The following is a 17725-nucleotide window of genomic DNA, read 5'->3' as shown; positions in this document are numbered from 1 at the left end:
AAAATAAGGCCTTCATCGCATTTAACTAACTCGTTACTGAGTAAACAATAATTTTAGTTTCTGCTGAGATTTTATAAATTATTGACTCAGTCTGACACTTTCTGTGTAACAGAGTGCGAGTTTTAGTTAAGTTCTCTCAAGTGCCTCGAAAACCGTCTTAATTTTTTTTGACGAAAAAAAACTCTCTGAAATGCTGAGTGTGATGCTTTTGCACGTGGAGTAAATCCAATCATCTTATCTGGTGCAAGAGCAGCCTATGTTCTAGGTAGAACATGAATCCAAGGATTGAGAGAGAAGTTATGATTCGATTTAACCTATGTGCAGCTGGAGTTGCTTTAGCGCTATCAGGTGCTGCAGTTGCGGCTCCAACCGCACCAAGTATCGATATGTACGGTTCCAACAACCTTCAGTTTTCTAAAATTGAACTCGCGATGGAAACCACGTCAGGCTACTACGACATGGTGAAATACCATGAGCAAGCGAAGATCACTGTTAAATTTAACCAGTGGAGTGGCACACCTGGTGACACTTACAACGTCTATTTTGATGGTGTAAAAGTAGCAAGCGGCCCTATCACTGGTAGCCAAACGACAGCTTCGTTTGAATACGGCCAAGGTGGCTTATACCAAATGGAAATCGAAGCATGTGATGCGACAGGTTGTGCGAAAAGCGCACCAGCTGAAATCACGATTGCAGATACCGATGGTTCTCACCTGAAGCCACTAACGATGAATGTTGATCCAAACAACAAAACCTACAATACCGATCCAAGCGTCGTGATGGGTACGTATTTTGTTGAATGGGGCATCTATGGCCGTGACTACACAGTCGATAATATGCCGGTCGACAACTTGACTCACATCCTTTACGGTTTTATCCCAATTTGTGGCCCAAATGAGTCTGTGAAGTCTGTTGGCGGCAACAGTTTCAACGCGCTACAAACTGCTTGTACAGGTGTGCCTGATTATGAAGTCGTTATCCATGACCCTTGGGCTGCTTATCAGAAGAGCTTCCCACAAGCTGGTCATGAATACAGCACGCCTATCAAGGGTAACTACGCAATGCTAATGGCATTGAAACAACGTAACCCTGATCTAAAAATCATCCCATCGATCGGTGGTTGGACACTGTCTGACCCATTCTTCGATTTCGTGGACAAGAAAAACCGTGACACATTCGTCGCATCAGTTAAGAAGTTCCTGAAAACTTGGAAATTCTACGACGGTGTTGACATCGACTGGGAATTCCCTGGCGGCGGCGGTGCAGCAGCCGATAAGGGCGACCCTGTAAACGATGGCCCAGCATACATCGCACTGATGCGTGAACTGCGCGTAATGCTTGATGAATTAGAAGCTGAGACAGGCCGTACTTACGAGCTAACGTCCGCTATCGGTGTCGGTTACGACAAGATTGAAGACGTAGACTACGCAGATGCGGTGCAGTACATGGATTACATCTTCGCAATGACTTACGACTTCTACGGCGGTTGGAACAACGTTCCTGGTCACCAGACTGCGCTTTACTGTGGTTCATTCATGCGTCCTGGTCAGTGTGACGGTAGTGGCGTTGATGAGAACGGCGAACCGTACAAAGGTCCTGCTTACACAGCAGATAACGGCATCCAACTTCTTCTTGCTCAAGGCGTTCCTGCGAACAAGCTAGTACTTGGTACAGCAATGTACGGTCGTGGCTGGGAAGGCGTAACTCCAGATACACTAACCGATCCAAACGACCCAATGACAGGTACTGCTACAGGTAAACTGAAGGGCAGCACAGCGCAAGGTGTTTGGGAAGATGGCGTAATTGACTACAAAGGCATTAAGTCATTCATGCTAGGTGCAAACAACACTGGTATTAACGGCTTCGAGTACGGCTACGATGCACAAGCAGAAGCACCATGGGTATGGAACCGTACTACGGGCGAGTTGATCACATTTGATGACCACCGTTCAGTGCTAGCAAAAGGTAGCTACGCGAAGTCTCTTGGTCTTGCTGGTCTATTCTCTTGGGAAATTGACGCGGATAACGGTGACATTCTAAACGCGATGCACGAAGGTATGGCTGGTGGTGTGGTTCCTCAACCAAACCGTAAACCAACCGCAGCCGCTGGCGCAGATCAATCGGTAACAGGTCCTGCAAATGTGGTTCTAGATGGCAGCCTGTCAAAAGACTCTGACGGCACCATCGCAAGCTACGCTTGGGAACAAGTATCTGGCACAGCAGTGGTACTAACAGGTGCAAACACAGCGAAAGCAAGCTTTGATGCAGCAGAAGTTATTGTTGAAGAGCAATTAACTTTCAAGCTGACGGTGTCTGATAACGAAGGTGCAACGGCATCTGACCTCGTTGTAGTAACAGTGAAACCAGCAGGTGTTGTTGACCCAGTGAACAGCGCACCAATAGCGCAAGTTGTTGCTCCAGCAACAGCAAACGCTGGTGACGTTGTGGTTGTAGATGCATCTGCGTCTAGCGATGCAGACAACGATACCCTGACATTCAACTGGACTCTACCTCAAGGTCTGAATGCAACGGTTGAAGGCTCCAAAGTCACGTTCACTGCTGCGGAATACCCGCAAGACACAAGCTTAAGCTTCACTGTAAGTGTGAGCGACGGTAAAGCGTCTTCATCGGCAAGCGCGACAGTGGTTGTTGCACAGCACACAACCGATCCGAACCCTGGTACTTGTGACAACGCATGGGATGCGAGCGCAGTGTACACAGGTGGTAACCAAGTGACTCACGCAGGTAAAACGTGGGAAGCGAAATGGTGGACTCAGGGTGACGATCCTAGCCAATCTGGCGAATGGGGCGTTTGGAAAGAAGTTGGCGTAGCTAACTGTAACTAATTTCAGCCTTGCAGACGTTCTGCTAAATAAACAAAGGACAGCTTCGGCTGTCCTTTTTGGATTTAACCTCTTAACGAGGAGAGCAACACCAGAGACGAAAAAATCTGAGGTGTTACTTTCAAATCGAATTAGCGCAAAACGGAGCGAATCAATCAGTAAAAGTAAGGGTTACCAAGCACTATCGAGCAAACGGTCAAAACTACTGAAGACTTGCTCACACTTCATCACTCGACCATGCCCCTGACCTTGTGTTGTCACTAACTCAACGTTTTTAATCTCTTCAGCCGCTTTTGCCGAGACACTGTATTTGGTGAACTTGTCTTGCTCATCATGAATAATAATGGTGTGAGACGGACGCTCAGACAAACGCTTCATCGGATCAATGGACTGTAACGGATAACCAAATTGGTCTTCAACTTCTGAAACCACAGCATTAAAAAGCTTCATCGAGTAACCGGAACGTGCAATGCTACCGAATAAGTTCTCTACGTAATTTAATACCGGAGCAATAAGCAGCAAAGGCTTGTTTTCTAACTTACTGTGCCTACACTCAAGAGCAGAAGCGGTGCCCATGCTGTGCCCAACTAGACCAACAATATCCTCGACAGTATCCAACACATCTTCTAATCCTCTGACAAACCCCGGAATGTGCCCATACTGCCCCTCACTCTCACCATGTGCCGGATGATCGTACGCCAAAGCAGTAAACCCTTTCGACGCAATATGTTCCATCAGTGGATAAAACTGACTTGCCGTTCCAGACCAACCATGAGTTAGCACCCAAATAGGTCCAGAGCCCAAAGTATAGGTTTTGATGATGCCTGCATGCCCTTTAATTTCACCTTTGATAAGCCCTTGAGGCTCAATATTTTTAGGTTGCGTACGAGCAGGTGTCAGAAGAAGCTTGCGCGCGGTCTTCTTTGCATGTGACGGGGCCAGTGTATGGTGTAACCGAGTACTAATGTTCACCAAACTGCGCTTAATACTGAAACGTTGCGATGTATTAAAGTAAATTTTTTCACTCATAATCATGTCCTTAACTATCAGCTTTGCACAAAATAGAACGGTCGTGCTTTTTATACTGATAAGAAAGAGCGAACTCAGCCGCTCTTTGTGATTTTATGTCTACGAATCTGGGAAGCGAATAACCGATATTAGCCTTTCCAGCGAGAAAATAAGTTGTCGATCCCTTGCCAAAACAGACGCAAGCTTTCTTGCTCACCTTTAATTGAGTAAAAAACATGCGCACTCAAATAGAGACCGTACAAATCAAACGTTGCTTGGCGTGTATCTAAGTCTGCTGCAAATTCTTGCTTCTCTTTGCCTTTCGCTATTTGGATCTCCAAATAACTCAGCCAAGTGTCTATGGATTTACGCAGTCCGGCCTGAAGCGGGCAATCTTTATCTGCCGTATCATTCCAAGCGTCAAGAAACATACAACTGCCTTGGAATGCGTGATTCCAAGTCATCCAAGAGTCGAGCAACCCTCGAATTTTACGCTCGATATTGCCATCCCCGAGTTCTCGAGCAGGCTCAATAACCCGATCAGCGAACACTTTATTGGCGTGATCAAGCACCGATAGCTGTAAATTCAACTTCGAATTAAAGTGGGCAAACAGACCACTTTTCGACATACCGCATTGCTTGGCTAACTCTCCAATCGTAAGACTTTCTAATCCGTCTTCGCTGGCGTTCTCAAAAGCCCGCTGCAGAATAAACTCTTTTGTCACTTTTCCTTTTTGCATAGTCTTATTTTTAGCACGATCGTTCTTTTTTGCAATCTCGAGTTAACTGGTCTAACCATTATTCAGTGCTATTTTCGACTCACGAATCAGGTATTGATTGCGTTAATAGGTTAATAATTAAGAAGTTTGAAGTAAGTCTTAATTTTCAAAACAGCTTCAATGTAAGCGCAAGTCTGTTGACTTTTTCACGTATTACTTCAGTAACAACCTGCTATTTTCACCTAAGTTTTTTATTTAGGTAAACAATGTAATGGCAAAGAAACAAAAAATAGCCAGCTTAGAGTTTGCACGTATCATTGCGATGCTTGCGATTGTGGGTTTGCATTGCCAGATGGCACTGACGTACTGGCAGTGGAATGGGATACCATGGGTTGGCTATATGCTCAACCAACTGGCTCGTTTTGCTGTTCCGCTGTTCTTTCTCATCTCGGGTTATCTAATCCAGCCGAAGTTGAGTCACTCACCTATCGATACTCTTAAGAACTACGCCAAACCGTTAATGAAGGTTTGGCTCATTTGGAGCATGATCAGTTTACTGATGCCATTCCAATGGCAGACGGTCGCTGAGGCAGGGTATCTCGCCGAAAGGCAAGGTTATTGGGGGTACTTAATGTCAACCCCGATCAATTCACTCATCGAAGGCGGACTCGTTCATCTGTGGTTTATTCCGGCTCTGGTCATTGCCATAGCGTTAATTGCCTTTCTCGTGCATATCAATATGGTGCAACTGATACTGCCAACTGCAGTATTGCTATACATATACGGGGTCTTTGCTGGCAGTTACGCGACCATTACCGACCTGCCAGCGCCTTTCTTTACTCGTAATGGGCCTTTTTTCAGCACGTTGCTAGTTGTTCTGGGTTATTTCGCACGAGAAGCGCAGTGGCGGTGGTCGCGAAACAATACGGTTCGATGCATTATTCTTGGCATGGCACTGCATTTTGGTGAAGCTTACTGGCTGATGCAACATGACATCGCTTTCAACTCGCACGACTTCCTATTCGGTACCGTTATCTGGGCTGTAGGTGTCTTTATGTGGCTTTTGGCTCACCCTCATTTTGGCGACATGCCTTGGGTCTTCAAACTATCTCCTAGCGTGTTAGGGATATATGTTAGCCATCTGCTTATCATAATTGTCATGATGAATGTCGCTGGATTTATCGGGCTGCAACACCTCGCGAAAGATGTGTTTATTTATCCTGCAACGATTGTTGCAACCATACTGCTTGTGAAAGCAATTGACACTTCACCGTTGAAAAAATGGCTCCTACGCTAAATGCATTCAGCTCTAGATATAGCTAGCTTTAACTCAAAAGGGTTAGAGCTAGCCAGTTAAAAATGAGATTTCTCTCTCACTGACCAATTTTTGACTTTCTAATCCTTCAGAATTTGCTTTCACTCACAAAAAACATTGTTCATTTCCTTTAAATTGGCTCGACTATTACAACATTGCTCATTAAACGGAGGCTGTATGTGGGCAGGTCAAGGACTCGTTCCTTTTTTAGAGATTAGTCACTGGTTAACTTACGGTTTATATGCCGCTGCGGTTTTATTCGGCGCAGCAAGCATTGCGTCACTCAGAAAATAGTGGCGCACACTATCATTTCCTAACTCCTACTGTTAATTCGAGCTCTCTCACAACTAACTCATTCATTTGTGGCTAATATTTCTCCAACCAGACAAAGGAGAAATGTCTATGCCAATCTATCCAATTGTGGCTTTCTGCTGTTTGTTGTTCTCTAGCGCCACCTTTGCTGCATCAACCAATGAACTGAACCTTGTTAATTCTGGTGTCGGTTACGCGGCTCTGATTATCTTTTCGATCGCTTACATACTGGTTATGCTGGAAGAGTATCTGAAAATGAGAAAATCCAAGCCAGTGCTGCTCGCTGCAGGATTAATTTGGATTCTGATTGGCTACACCTTTGCTCAACACAACCAGCCTGAAATCGCCAAATCCGCACTAGAACACAACTTGTTGGAATATGCCGAGTTGCTGCTGTTTTTGCTCGTGGCGATGACCTACATCAACGCAATGGAAGAACGCAAACTCTTCGACGCCTTACAAGCGTGGATGGTCGGTAAAGGTTTTGGATTCAAAAAGTTGTTCTGGCTGACGGGGTTTCTCGCTTTTGTCATTTCACCGATTGCCGATAACTTAACTACGGCCCTATTGATGTGCGCTGTAGTGATGAAAGTCTCTGGTGATAATCCTAAGTTCGTCAATCTTGCTTGCATCAACATTGTTATCGCAGCCAACGCTGGCGGTGCATTCAGCCCATTTGGGGATATTACAACCCTGATGGTGTGGCAAGCCGGTCATGTCAGCTTTGCTGAGTTCATTCCGTTGTTTGTACCGTCATTGGTGAACTACTTGGTTCCCGCGTTTTTGATGTCACTGTTTGTTCCAAACACAAAACCGAATACGATTCACCAACACGTTGAGCTAAAACGCGGGGCAAGGCGTATTGTCGCGTTGTTCATTTTGACGATTGCCACCGCAGTCTCTTTCCATGCTATGCTGCACTTCCCACCCGTTATGGGCATGATGATGGGCTTGGCGTACTTACAGTTTTTCGGATATTTTTTGCGTCAAACTCTTAAACACTCACTCGCAAAAAAAGCAGCTATGGCAATTGCCAATGGCGATGATCAGGCATTGAAGCGCTTAGGCTCAGTGGTTCCGTTTGATGTGTTTCATCGTGTGTCTCGAGCCGAATGGGACACCTTGTTGTTCTTCTACGGTGTTGTAATGTGTGTTGGCGGTTTAAGTTTACTTGGCTACCTCGAACTGGTTTCAAACGTCATGTACACGCAATGGAACCCAGTCTGGGCAAACGTAATGGTTGGTGTCCTATCTGCAATCGTCGATAACATTCCGGTTATGTTTGCTGTACTGACCATGGAACCAAGCATGTCGATGGGCAACTGGCTACTGGTCACATTAACCGCAGGTGTCGGTGGCAGTTTGCTTTCCATTGGCTCCGCGGCAGGCGTCGCTTTAATGGGAGCCGCGCGTGGACAATACACCTTCTTTGGCCACCTAAAGTGGGCTCCCGTCATCGCCTTGGGTTATGCCGCCAGTATTGCGGTACACTTGTGGATGAATAGCGGTTTATTTACTTAAAAACACCTAGAATTAGTCACTTAACTTGCAATGTAACCTAACGGTCGGATGGATGGTTAACGCCATCCATCACTTCAATCGCTCCCAACTCATATGGGTTGACGCCCTCTAAGCAGCCGACATTATAGCCATACTCACTCGGGTCAGAACGACGCTGATGGTGCGTATAAATACCGCACTCGCCACAAAAAAAGTGCTTCGCAGTGTGTGTATTAAATTGATACTGCTTCAAGACGTCTTCGCCTTGCACAGTACGAATACCGTTCAAAGGTACAGATGCTACAATCGCGCCACGACGTCGACACATAGAACAGTCACACCGTCTCGGTTTCTCAATACCATTGGGTAACGCCAGTTCCAACTCAACTTTTCCACAGTGACAACTCAGTCGATGTAATCTGTTGATTTGGGTGTTGCCAACTTTCTTAATCATAACTTTTCCTTGTTGTTTTTCTATCTGTGTACATTATGTTAAACAGGTTAATATCATCATAATCTCGTCCAAAAACTCGACATCCATCACTTTTCGCGACATTTTATTGGCCGATTTGTTAGTTGCTATTTTGGCGACTGTCTATCGCGTCCGTGAGACGTGTTATCTCCGGCGCGGTTTTTAAACCAAGGAAATTAATTTATGGACAAAGATCATAGCCTAAGAGAGAACCTCTTGGCTCTGACGCTCGGCAGTGCGTTGGTGTCACTTGGGGTGATATTTTTTAGCAAAGTAGGATTGCTCACTGGCGGTACGGCTGGTTTGGCGATCTTCCTAACCAAAGTGAGTGACTTCAGTTTTGGTCAGATATTTTTCGCTCTTAACCTCCCTTTTTATATTTTATCTGTGATGCGCATGGGTTGGCGCTTCACTATCAATACCTTTATTGCGGTTTCGATTGTCTCTTTTGCGGTCGATCATCTGCATCATGTGATTGAGATTTCACGAATCGAACCTTTCTATGCGGCACTTTTGGGTGGTGGGCTGATTGGAATCGGTATGTTGGTAATTTTCCGTCACAAAATGAGTTTGGGTGGCTTTAACATTCTAGCGTTGTACCTTCAGGAACGTTTTGGAGTTCGAGCGGGTAAAGTTCAAATGGCGTTAGATTGTGCCATCGTGGTGATGTCACTGTTCATTGTAGATGTGCACCTTATCGCTCTATCTGTTCTAGGTGCCATCGCAACGAACTTGATTTTGGCGATGAACCATAAACCAGGACGATACCAAGCAAAAGCGCAAGCAGCATAATCATCGCTGCATAGTCAACAACCCTAAAGCCCCCAGCCAGTCGCTCGGGGCTTTTTTCATTCAACGCTAAGATCACGTCAACGAGCTCGTTTTGCAGTGCTGCTGCATCTCTTCATCCAATTTAGCTTTATATTTCTGGCTAAGATGGAAGTGTACTTGCATCAACAAGTCATGTGCGTGGAACAGCTCAAACGCGTCGCTACCATTTTGCTGACAAATAGCCTCACAGCGCTCAGCATGCACTTTGGCTTCTTGCGGTTTATCCGCTTTAAGCAAGCTCATCGCTAAGCGATACTCTGCGCGCTCTTCTTGCATCCACCCCCCTGCCACTTTCCAATAGTCTAGCGCGAGTGTCGCTGCTTCTAACATCTTCGATTTTTCCATGCACGTGCGCTCAGCCAGCGCTTCGTACTGACATGCTAAGTTGTTCGCAGTGATCGCGATAGCGCGCGCTAATGGCCCTTCTGCATCGTTCGGCGTCATTCCTAACGCTGCCTTCACCAACCATTGACTCGCCAGTTCAAGCTGAACAAGTGCAGAAAGTTCATTCGAAATCAAAGCGTAAACTCGGCGTTGTTCTTGCTCTTCCAATAATTCCATATTGTCAGTGCCATCTACGAAGTAGCGCGCAACGGCAATACTGCGTTGAAATGCCAAACTCTCGGCAACCTTGCGTTCATCAAAGTGATCTAAACAAGTAAGAAACTGTTCTGGGCTCTGGAGATGCCCAATAGCGGTATGCAGCATCAATGCGAATATTCGCTCGATTTGGGTAACGTCTTCCACCTCGCTCAGAGCCGTTTCTAGCTGAGCATAAATTTGTTCGGGATTTTCCTCGTGATGCTGCCAACACTCACTCATGAAGGCATCAAAATCCGTTTTGAAAGGCATGTCCTTATTGTCCTTTTTCTGTTCGTATAACGAATATGAAACTCTACACTATCGTTACCCCTGTGTAGCACGCTTAATCCCAATATGAGAATCGCCTCACTTAAAGCGGTGTGCCTTGCTCCAACGCGAGCAAACGTTGCTTGCGCTCCACTCCACCTGCATACCCAGTCAGTTTTCCGCTTTTGCCAATAACGCGATGACAAGGCACCACGATAGAAATCGGATTCTTCCCATTTGCTAACCCAACAGCACGCACAGCTTTAGGGTTACCTATCGCATTCGCGAGATCTTGATAGCTCCACGTTTCCCCATATGGAATGGTCGTTAGTGCCTGCCAAACTTGATTTTGAAAATCAGTGCCTGTCGCTGCAAGGGGCAAGTCGAATTCGTTGCGCAGACCAGCAAAGTATTCATCCAGTTGGGTGACAGCTTGGCGCAAAACCGGATGCTGCTCGTCTCGCACCCCCAGCTCACTCGGCTTAGTGGTGCATGTTTCAAACCAAATGCCAAGTAAGCCCTCAGCGTTCGATTGGATAGTCACCGTTCCTAGTGGACTCGGCATTTCGGTATAAAATGTTTTCATGATTGATTCCATAAGTGAAACGTCGCGTAGCTTCCCCAAGGGGCCGCAGTGTGCGTATTCAGTGATGGGTAACGCTGCATCGCCTTTTTCACCACTAAGTCTTTATCTAGAAAGCAATCGGGTTGAGATTGCCCTCGCAGTTGAGCATAACTGACGGTCCAAGGTCCAATGCCTTTCAAAGCTAGCCAGTGCTGGGGGTCAGCTTCTGAGTTGTCCTGCATAAACTGGGCGAAGCGCACTAGCGTTTCTTTACGGCTTTGCGGCATGCGCAAAAAGCTCACGTCGGCGTTCGCAATATCACTGGGAGTCGGGAAAAAACGTTTTTCTGACTCTCCACTAAGTGTGGCCACCAATAAGTTAAGTTGACCAATCGCCGCTTTAACCGACACCTGCTGGCCTAAAATCGCTCTAACCCCTGCTTCCCATGCATTCCATACACCAGGAATACGAATACCTTTACTCGACACGAGCCCAGGCGCGACATACTCCAAATGCTGCTCAACAGTACAAATATCAGCGTCAAGATCGAACATACGACGAATGTCAGACACCAAGTTTTGCAGCTTCGTTACGTCTTCAATTTCAAACGCCAGTTCTAAGTATCCTTCACCTTTTGTCGCTTTAAACCAGGCTTTGCTGTTATCCAAAAAAACGTTGCGCTGATAACTCTCATCACTCACCAGCTCAACCCCCTCAACCGCTCGCAAACGATAGAAGTCCAACATGTGCGACCAATTCAACTCACCTCGATAAGGTAAGGCAATTCGATTGCAACCCGCACCATCAAACTCTTTACGGCGTACTTGAGAAGGCGTTAGTTTGAGAAACTTTTGAAAAGCATCGTTAAAGCGGCGCGTACTGTTAAAACCTGACGCAAACCCCACGTCGGTGACCGACATAGAGCTGGAGTGAAGCAACTGTTTGGCGAACATTAGTTGCTGATATTGCGCATACTGCTTGGGTGACATACCTAGATACTGCTCAAACAACATACGTAAGTAACGGTCAGAAATCCCAACACGCTCAGCCAACTCTGACACCGAATGGTGATGCAACTCCCCTCTATCAATTAACGAAATCGCTCGTTGAAAGGTCGTCTCGACACCTTTCCATGCCCAAGATCCAGGCGCGCTGTCAGGTCGACAACGTAAACACGGACGGTACCCTGCTTGAAGGGCTTGCGTCTTATCAGCGAAATACTCAACATTTTCTTCTTTAGGCAAATTTGCCGGGCAAATCGGACGGCAAAAGATTCCCGTTGTTTTTACCGCCACATAAAATCGCCCATCAAAACGACTGTCTCGCGCGACTCGCGCCTTGTGACACTGCTCGAAGGTCAGTGAGGTATGGGGGTGAATAAACATAGTGCTTTCCTTGCTCATGCCTTTTGTCATTTATTGTTCATAGGCATCGTTCAATATAGTGTTATTGTAGCTTGCTTAAGCGCCCACAATTAGCCATTTTCGGAACTCAATATTGAGATTTATTGGCATTAGCGCTTTTGTACACTAAAGTTAGATCCAGAACATCACAACAACGTCGGCTAAAGGGAATTGGCATGGACTTACATACTTGCGTAATTGTATTAAGAAACCAAAAGGTTATTACCAGTAAATCCGTAGATCATTCTATTGGAATTATCGAAAGAGACTCAGATAACGAGATCTCAGAAATTCAGATTAATGCGACGGATGGACGTAATATTCGAACTTATCACTACAACAATGTAGAGGAGTCATTAGAGAGCTTAATGAACCTCTGACGGTTTTCTTTAACACACCTTTCTCCCTTGTTAAAAGCGAAAGCAATAGAGCACAGTACATGTGCTCTTTTTTTGTTTAACAGCAAAAATGTTTATCGAAAATAATGACAGACCTTGATTTAAAACAGACAATAATCGGCAAATAAACACCCGAATATAAAAATCAAGACATTGATTTAAATAAATAAAAACCAATCATTCAATTTTTTAGAACGAGTTTATCAAAATCCTCCCGTTATTTTTATGTTCGCCTCTACCTAAACTGTTCTCAACAGCACGGGAGCACACGCTTCCCACTCATTGAAAAGAGTCAGAGGACAGAATCATGAAAGCACTATTACAGAAAATTACCACATCAAACGCAGGTTACAGCGCACTATCACTTCGCGTTCCAATCGGCATTATCTTTATGGCGCACGGCGCACAAAAACTATTTGGCTGGTTTGGTGGCTACGGCCTAGAAGGCACAGGTCAGTGGATGGCATCTATCGGTTTAGGTCCTGGCGTACTCATGGCGTTACTTGCGGGCAGCGCAGAGTTCTTTGGCGGCTTGTTCATTTTACTTGGTCTGCTAACTCGACCAGCAGCGGTTGCTTTGGCGTTCACGATGGTGGTAGCGATATTCTCTGTCCACTTTGAGAATGGCCTGTTCATGGCAAACAACGGTTACGAGTTTGGCTTGGCATTACTGGCAGCGAGCGTTTCTCTGGCGTTCTCTGGCGCAGGTAAAGCAGCGTTAGATAACTTTTTAAACAAAAAGCTCTCTTAAGGAGGCCTTATGATTACGGTAAGACATGCAGCAGACCGAGGTCGAGCAAACTTTGGCTGGCTTGATAGCAAACATACGTTTTCTTTTGGTAGCTACTACGATCCTCAACATATGGGCTTTTCTGAGCTGAGAGTCATTAATGACGATGTAGTCAAGCCTGGCGCGGGTTTTGATACACATGGCCACCGTGATATGGAGATCATCAGCTATGTGTTGGAAGGTGTTATCGCACACAAAGACAGTGAAGGTAACGTCAAAACACTACCTGCAGGTGAATTCCAACTCATGTCGGCAGGGAAAGGGATTTACCACAGTGAGTACAATGCATCGAACCAAGATACGCTGCGGTTTCTACAGATTTGGATTCAACCGAACACATTTGGAACCAAACCAGGTTATCAGCAAAAAGATTTTGGTCGCAATCCTGGGTTAACGACTATAGCAACTCCAACTGGAGAAAACGGCACGCTACTTATTAAGCAAGATGCGACTTTGCATCAGTTAATTCTTGAGCCAAGTAGCGAACTAAACTTTGAGATTGAGTCGGGCCGAAATCTATTCATCCATCAAGTGACTGGGAGCCTTAGTGTCGACAATACCACTTTGACGGCTGGCGACGGCGCGAAGGTTGAACACCAGAGTAAGGTTGTTTTGCGCAATACATCAAACGAAAGCACAACAGCCCTGTTGTTTGACTTACCATAACTATCGATTCATCGAGATAAAAACAAAGCCGCCTTGATTTCTCAAGGCGGCTTTTTCGTTTTTCTGACTTTTCATTCAACGCTATTCGTCGGAAGTGCCAGAACCAATTTGCTGAAAACTGTAAGCGGTCAGTGGATCGATCTCTTTGACAATTTCTTCCACTTGCTTAATCGCGTCTACAGACGAGCTAGCTTTACGATAGCTCAAATAGATAGGGCGACACCAATCTTCTACTCCAGACACCTTGTGAAGCTGCCCATTAGCGATAAATGGCTCCACGAGAGAGATTGGTAAGTACGCGGCTCCACCCTTCTCTAAAATAAAGTCCAATGCGATACGCGCTGTTGAAGTGCGTAAATATGGAGCCGGAATCTTAGGGTGACGCTCAGAATGCTCTGAGGAGAAACGCGTCCCCCAGTCAACGTACACATATTTGTTTTCGAAAACGGTGTCTAAAGAATCTTTCTCAGTTGATACCAGAACGAGAACAACATCTGCCACTTTTTTACAGTTAAGCTCATCAGCTTTGATCTGATCGAACGCAAATGCCATATCTAACGTGCGCTCTAGCAAGCTACGACTGAGCATCTCACGTCCCATCACTTCTGCCATGAAGCCATAACCACCAAACGAATCTGTGACGACACTTAAACAATTCTGTAAATAAGCGTCCCAAATGTTTGGCGTGCCACCTAACGTTAGTTGCAGCGCTTTGCCATCTTCAAGCGATAATTCTAGCTTCGCTTGTTGCAATGTAGTGACCATTACCTCGGCATAGCTGATTAAGCGCTCACCTGCAGAGGTCAACTTTATGTTATTTCGATCACGAATAAACAATTGCGTATCGAAGTAACTTTCCAATTGTTTGATACGTGCGCTCACAGCGGCTTGGGTAATATAAAGGTTCTCAGCAGCACGTCCGAAGTGACGAACTCTTGCCAGCTCTAAAAATGTTCGAAAGACTTTTACATCCATAAACCATCTCCTGGTTAATATAAAACCAGATTAACAACTAATTAAAATCATGACGACAAAAAAGTTTTGTTTTTCTTTTGTTAGATTTAAGCCTAATTTTCGCCGTAAGTTCACTACATTCATCAATAACGGTTACAGAGGCTGTTGACATGTCTGACACTGAATTCCGTCATGGCAAAAAACGTTTTTACGATAACGTAAAATTCCCACGCGGCTTTGCAAAGTCTGGCGATTTTACTCTTTCAGAAGAGGAAATCCTAACAATTTATGGGGATACAATGCTTGGCTTAGAGTCAGGCGAATTAACACCTGAAAACAGCGAAGAGAAACACTTCATCAAGGTGTTAGAAAACCCGGGCAAAGCAAAAACAAAACTTGAGCGTACGTGGCTAAAGTACACCCAACTTGCTCGTGGTCGCAAGCGCTTCCATACGCTAAATGGTCGTAACAAGCCTGACGCCACAGAAGAATACATTGAAGAGAGTTTGGTTGAAGACGATTAATAACCAATAACCTAGTTCTCGCCTTTTTCTAGCAGTAGGCGAAAGCTCGTTTGACTTTACTGAGCGAGCAAGACAAGCTCATTTCTTCTCCTAAAGCCCAAGGGGGCATTCTCCCAAGGGCTTTTTTAATATTTGGGTGATGACCGTTTACTTGGCGAGCGTAGCAATCTTTTTCAGAAAGCTCTCTTTCAAATGCTCTTGGTCATATTCCAAGTGATAGGTGTTGTGGAAGCCAATTTTTAGCTCAACACCATTTCCTCTCAAGAAAACGTTGTACCCATCGTAGTCAGAAAACGCTTCTACACCTTCATACATTTTACCAAATTCGGTTGGCGTACCGTTGTTCATCACACATTCGTAAGCCTGTAGTACTTTGCTCGGATCTAACTCATTTTTCATACCGAATTCCTCACTGGTTTACACATTTCAATTATGGTTAAAGAATGAGCGCCATGCCATATCTAACCCATAATATTTGAAGTTCGTGTGCGATTTCGCACTCTGTAGGTTGTTAAAAAACAAGGTTAAGTGCGAAGGCAGAACTTAATTTAGATCATAAATTTTATCTATTGATTCGTCAGTTTCATAATGCAATTTCTTTGTAAAAAATCGTCTTATAAAAGCATTTAGATATAAAAATCGTCTACAAAACCAACATTGGTTAAAGAAAAAGCAAAATTTTGACCTAAAACAATAGCAGTTCGCCATTACTTATTTTATAATGCGAATTAATGTTTCAGTACATCGTCAATTCCAATAACTAGGGGCACAAAATGAGACTTATCCCGTTAACTCGAGCAGCACAAGTAGGTAAGTGGGCAGCTGCGCATATCGCTAAGCGTATCAACGACTTTAAACCTACTGCTGAGCGTCCATTCGTTCTGGGTCTACCAACTGGTGGCACTCCTCTAGCAACCTACAAAGCCCTAATCGAGCTTTACCAAGCCGGCGAAGTCAGCTTCAAAAACGTCGTGACTTTTAACATGGATGAGTACATTGGCATCCCTGCGGATCACCCAGAATCTTACCGCTCATTCATGTACAACAACTTCTTTAATCACATTGATATTCAAGAAGAAAATATCAACCTACTGAACGGTAACACAGACGATCACGACGCAGAATGTAAGCGTTACGAAGACAAAATTAAGTCTTACGGCAAGATCAACCTGTTCATGGGCGGCGTGGGTAACGACGGTCACATCGCGTTCAACGAGCCAGCGTCATCTCTTTCTTCTCGTACTCGCATCAAGACCCTCACTGAAGACACTCGCATTGCGAACTCTCGCTTCTTTGACGGCGATATCAACCAAGTGCCTAAATACGCGCTGACTATCGGTGTTGGTACGCTTCTAGACTCAGAAGAAGTGATGATCTTGGTCACTGGCCATAACAAAGCTCAGGCACTTGAAGCAGCCGTGGAAGGTTGTGTAAACCACCTATGGACAGTTTCTGCTCTTCAACTTCACCCTAAAGCGGTGATCGTATGCGACGAACCAGCTCAACAAGAACTGAAAGTGAAGACAGTGAAGTACTTCTCTGAGCTAGAAGCAGAAAACATCAAAGGCTTTTAGCCCATAGGATGGCAGCCTAGAAACACACTAAAAATACAAAACCCGTGTTGAACACGGGTTTTTTCTTATCTGAACAGCGGGCTTAAGTCGTCAATAAGCTTTAATACCAAACTGACGAAGACGCTTAGGAAGCACTTCATCCAACTTGTCTAGTTCACTCGGTTCGACTTCGATAAGATTGAAATGATGCTGCTCATAAACAGTACGAATGGTCTCACGGTCGGCCTGAGCCATCTCCCCATCGTCACTTCCCCAAAATTGCAAATAGACTTTGCCACCTGGCAAGTAAAAATCGCTAGTGACATCTTGGTCAATCGGCAACTGACGCTCATAAGCGTGCACAACACCAGCCAAGTACAGCCAGTTGTCGATGAGCAACTCCCCCTTAGAGCGCACGTAATGTCCATCTAATGTTCGGTGCTTGGCTTCAAATTTTTGGCGAAAGCTTGAGTACGATTTATCCGTAGAATGTGACTCCGCGTCTTGCCCTAAAAACTCAATGACAGACTGCTTAAGACGCTTGTTACGCAGCACCACATCGTGCCATACGACAAAGGTATTTTGTGTTTCTTTATCGGTTCTTTGCTGTCCACCAGCGCGCACACCAGCTTCAGTGACACTCCATCCCTCTTCGGATTTGGTCAACCAACCCAGTTCACTCAAAAGCTGATTCATGCGCTTCGCATTCAATTTCAGCTTTTCACCCAGTTGTGTCGCGCTCAATGTTTTCCCTGAGCTGGGAGTCAGCTCAATATGTAAGTTGGTCGGCCAGACGATGAACTGGCCAAATTTAGGGTGATCCACATACTCACCGCCAAACTTTGCCCCTTCTTCGGTCAAAATCCACTTTTCATCTTGGCGAACGATGTAGCCTGCACGTTTGAGATCGGCAAACAGCAGCTTAGCTTCTACCTTGCGCATTTTCGCTAATGCCGACGTCGATATTTTTTCAGACATGTGGGTACCTCATGCTGCTGCAAAATTGAACACTATGTCGTCATA

At 45.2% G+C, this 17725-nt stretch carries 18 protein-coding genes; 9 read left to right on the top strand and 9 right to left on the bottom strand.

Annotated elements, in window-relative coordinates; genetic code table 11:
* The first annotated feature begins 299 nt into the window (after nucleotides 1-299).
* The gene (locus R7O13_RS08050) at nucleotides 300-2846 is read left to right on the top strand and encodes a glycosyl hydrolase family 18 protein (RefSeq protein WP_213871344.1); all 2547 of its coding nucleotides are present in this window, start codon (nucleotides 300-302) and stop codon (nucleotides 2844-2846) included.
* Nucleotides 2847-3014: 168 nt separating this feature from the next.
* Here R7O13_RS08050 and R7O13_RS08045 read toward each other — a convergent pair whose 3' ends face one another.
* A complete protein-coding gene (locus R7O13_RS08045) occupies nucleotides 3015-3872 on the bottom strand; it encodes an alpha/beta hydrolase (RefSeq protein WP_017633823.1) in 858 nt (285 codons plus the stop codon).
* A 128-nt stretch (nucleotides 3873-4000) separates the two neighbouring features.
* Nucleotides 4001-4591, bottom strand: a complete 591-nt coding sequence (locus tag R7O13_RS08040) for a TetR/AcrR family transcriptional regulator (RefSeq protein ID WP_151515209.1) — start codon at nucleotides 4589-4591, stop codon at nucleotides 4001-4003.
* A 250-nt stretch (nucleotides 4592-4841) separates the two neighbouring features.
* Here R7O13_RS08040 and R7O13_RS08035 point away from each other — a divergent pair, with 250 nt between their 5' ends.
* Together R7O13_RS08035 and nhaD are read left to right on the top strand one after the other, a co-directional pair.
* Complete coding sequence (locus R7O13_RS08035) at nucleotides 4842-5867, top strand: acyltransferase (RefSeq protein WP_318303485.1); 1026 nt, start codon at nucleotides 4842-4844, stop codon at nucleotides 5865-5867.
* 420 nt (nucleotides 5868-6287) lie between these two features.
* Nucleotides 6288-7718 (top strand): sodium:proton antiporter NhaD, encoded by a 1431-nt coding sequence (gene nhaD / locus R7O13_RS08030; RefSeq protein WP_005383238.1) that lies wholly within the window; start codon nucleotides 6288-6290, stop codon nucleotides 7716-7718.
* A gap of 37 nt (nucleotides 7719-7755) precedes the next feature.
* Here the strand turns inward: nhaD and R7O13_RS08025 are convergent, their stop codons facing one another.
* On the bottom strand, nucleotides 7756-8151 hold the full coding sequence (locus tag R7O13_RS08025; RefSeq protein WP_017633820.1) for a GFA family protein: 396 nt from the start codon (nucleotides 8149-8151) through the stop codon (nucleotides 7756-7758).
* Nucleotides 8152-8352: 201 nt separating this feature from the next.
* Between R7O13_RS08025 and R7O13_RS08020 the strand changes: the two genes are divergently transcribed.
* Complete coding sequence (locus R7O13_RS08020) at nucleotides 8353-8961, top strand: YitT family protein (RefSeq protein ID WP_005374427.1); 609 nt, start codon at nucleotides 8353-8355, stop codon at nucleotides 8959-8961.
* 72 nt (nucleotides 8962-9033) lie between these two features.
* Here the strand turns inward: R7O13_RS08020 and R7O13_RS08015 are convergent, their stop codons facing one another.
* From R7O13_RS08015 to R7O13_RS08005, 3 genes are all read right to left on the bottom strand, one after another.
* Complete coding sequence (locus tag R7O13_RS08015; protein WP_258475652.1) at nucleotides 9034-9852, bottom strand: hypothetical protein; 819 nt, start codon at nucleotides 9850-9852, stop codon at nucleotides 9034-9036.
* A 100-nt stretch (nucleotides 9853-9952) separates the two neighbouring features.
* Complete coding sequence (locus R7O13_RS08010; RefSeq protein ID WP_005374431.1) at nucleotides 9953-10435, bottom strand: methylated-DNA--[protein]-cysteine S-methyltransferase; 483 nt, start codon at nucleotides 10433-10435, stop codon at nucleotides 9953-9955.
* A complete protein-coding gene (locus R7O13_RS08005; RefSeq protein WP_085569478.1) occupies nucleotides 10432-11799 on the bottom strand; it encodes an AlkA N-terminal domain-containing protein in 1368 nt (455 codons plus the stop codon). Before R7O13_RS08005 ends, R7O13_RS08010 begins: the two co-directional genes overlap by 4 nt.
* 194 nt (nucleotides 11800-11993) lie before the next feature.
* Between R7O13_RS08005 and R7O13_RS08000 the strand changes: the two genes are divergently transcribed.
* From R7O13_RS08000 to R7O13_RS07990, 3 genes are all read left to right on the top strand, one after another.
* Nucleotides 11994-12197 carry a hypothetical protein gene (locus R7O13_RS08000; RefSeq protein WP_017633816.1) on the top strand — a complete coding sequence of 68 codons (204 nt, stop codon included), beginning with the start codon at nucleotides 11994-11996 and terminating at the stop codon, nucleotides 12195-12197.
* 325 nt (nucleotides 12198-12522) lie between these two features.
* Nucleotides 12523-12966 (top strand): DoxX family protein, encoded by a 444-nt coding sequence (locus R7O13_RS07995; protein ID WP_005374434.1) that lies wholly within the window; start codon nucleotides 12523-12525, stop codon nucleotides 12964-12966.
* Between the two features lie 9 nt (nucleotides 12967-12975).
* Entirely contained in the window at nucleotides 12976-13671 is a 696-nt protein-coding gene (locus R7O13_RS07990) for a pirin family protein (protein WP_017821043.1), read from the top strand.
* Between the two features lie 81 nt (nucleotides 13672-13752).
* On the opposite strand, the gene R7O13_RS07985 is transcribed toward R7O13_RS07990, so the two are convergent.
* On the bottom strand, nucleotides 13753-14646 hold the full coding sequence (locus R7O13_RS07985; protein ID WP_005374436.1) for a LysR family transcriptional regulator: 894 nt from the start codon (nucleotides 14644-14646) through the stop codon (nucleotides 13753-13755).
* A 149-nt stretch (nucleotides 14647-14795) separates the two neighbouring features.
* Here R7O13_RS07985 and R7O13_RS07980 point away from each other — a divergent pair, with 149 nt between their 5' ends.
* Nucleotides 14796-15149 carry a DUF413 domain-containing protein gene (locus R7O13_RS07980; protein ID WP_005374439.1) on the top strand — a complete coding sequence of 118 codons (354 nt, stop codon included), beginning with the start codon at nucleotides 14796-14798 and terminating at the stop codon, nucleotides 15147-15149.
* Nucleotides 15150-15296: 147 nt separating this feature from the next.
* Here the strand turns inward: R7O13_RS07980 and R7O13_RS07975 are convergent, their stop codons facing one another.
* A complete protein-coding gene (locus R7O13_RS07975) occupies nucleotides 15297-15548 on the bottom strand; it encodes a DUF3081 domain-containing protein (protein WP_005374440.1) in 252 nt (83 codons plus the stop codon).
* Nucleotides 15549-15922: 374 nt separating this feature from the next.
* On the opposite strand from R7O13_RS07975, the gene nagB reads away from it, so the two are divergent.
* Nucleotides 15923-16723 carry a glucosamine-6-phosphate deaminase gene (gene nagB / locus R7O13_RS07970; RefSeq protein WP_005374441.1) on the top strand — a complete coding sequence of 267 codons (801 nt, stop codon included), beginning with the start codon at nucleotides 15923-15925 and terminating at the stop codon, nucleotides 16721-16723.
* A gap of 90 nt (nucleotides 16724-16813) precedes the next feature.
* Here the strand turns inward: nagB and R7O13_RS07965 are convergent, their stop codons facing one another.
* Nucleotides 16814-17680 carry a hypothetical protein gene (locus R7O13_RS07965; RefSeq protein ID WP_005374442.1) on the bottom strand — a complete coding sequence of 289 codons (867 nt, stop codon included), beginning with the start codon at nucleotides 17678-17680 and terminating at the stop codon, nucleotides 16814-16816.
* Nucleotides 17681-17725 lie beyond the last annotated feature (45 nt).

The sequence above is a fragment of the Vibrio sp. Y176 genome (assembly GCF_033438945.1).
This window is presented reverse-complemented; position numbering and strand designations above follow the sequence as displayed.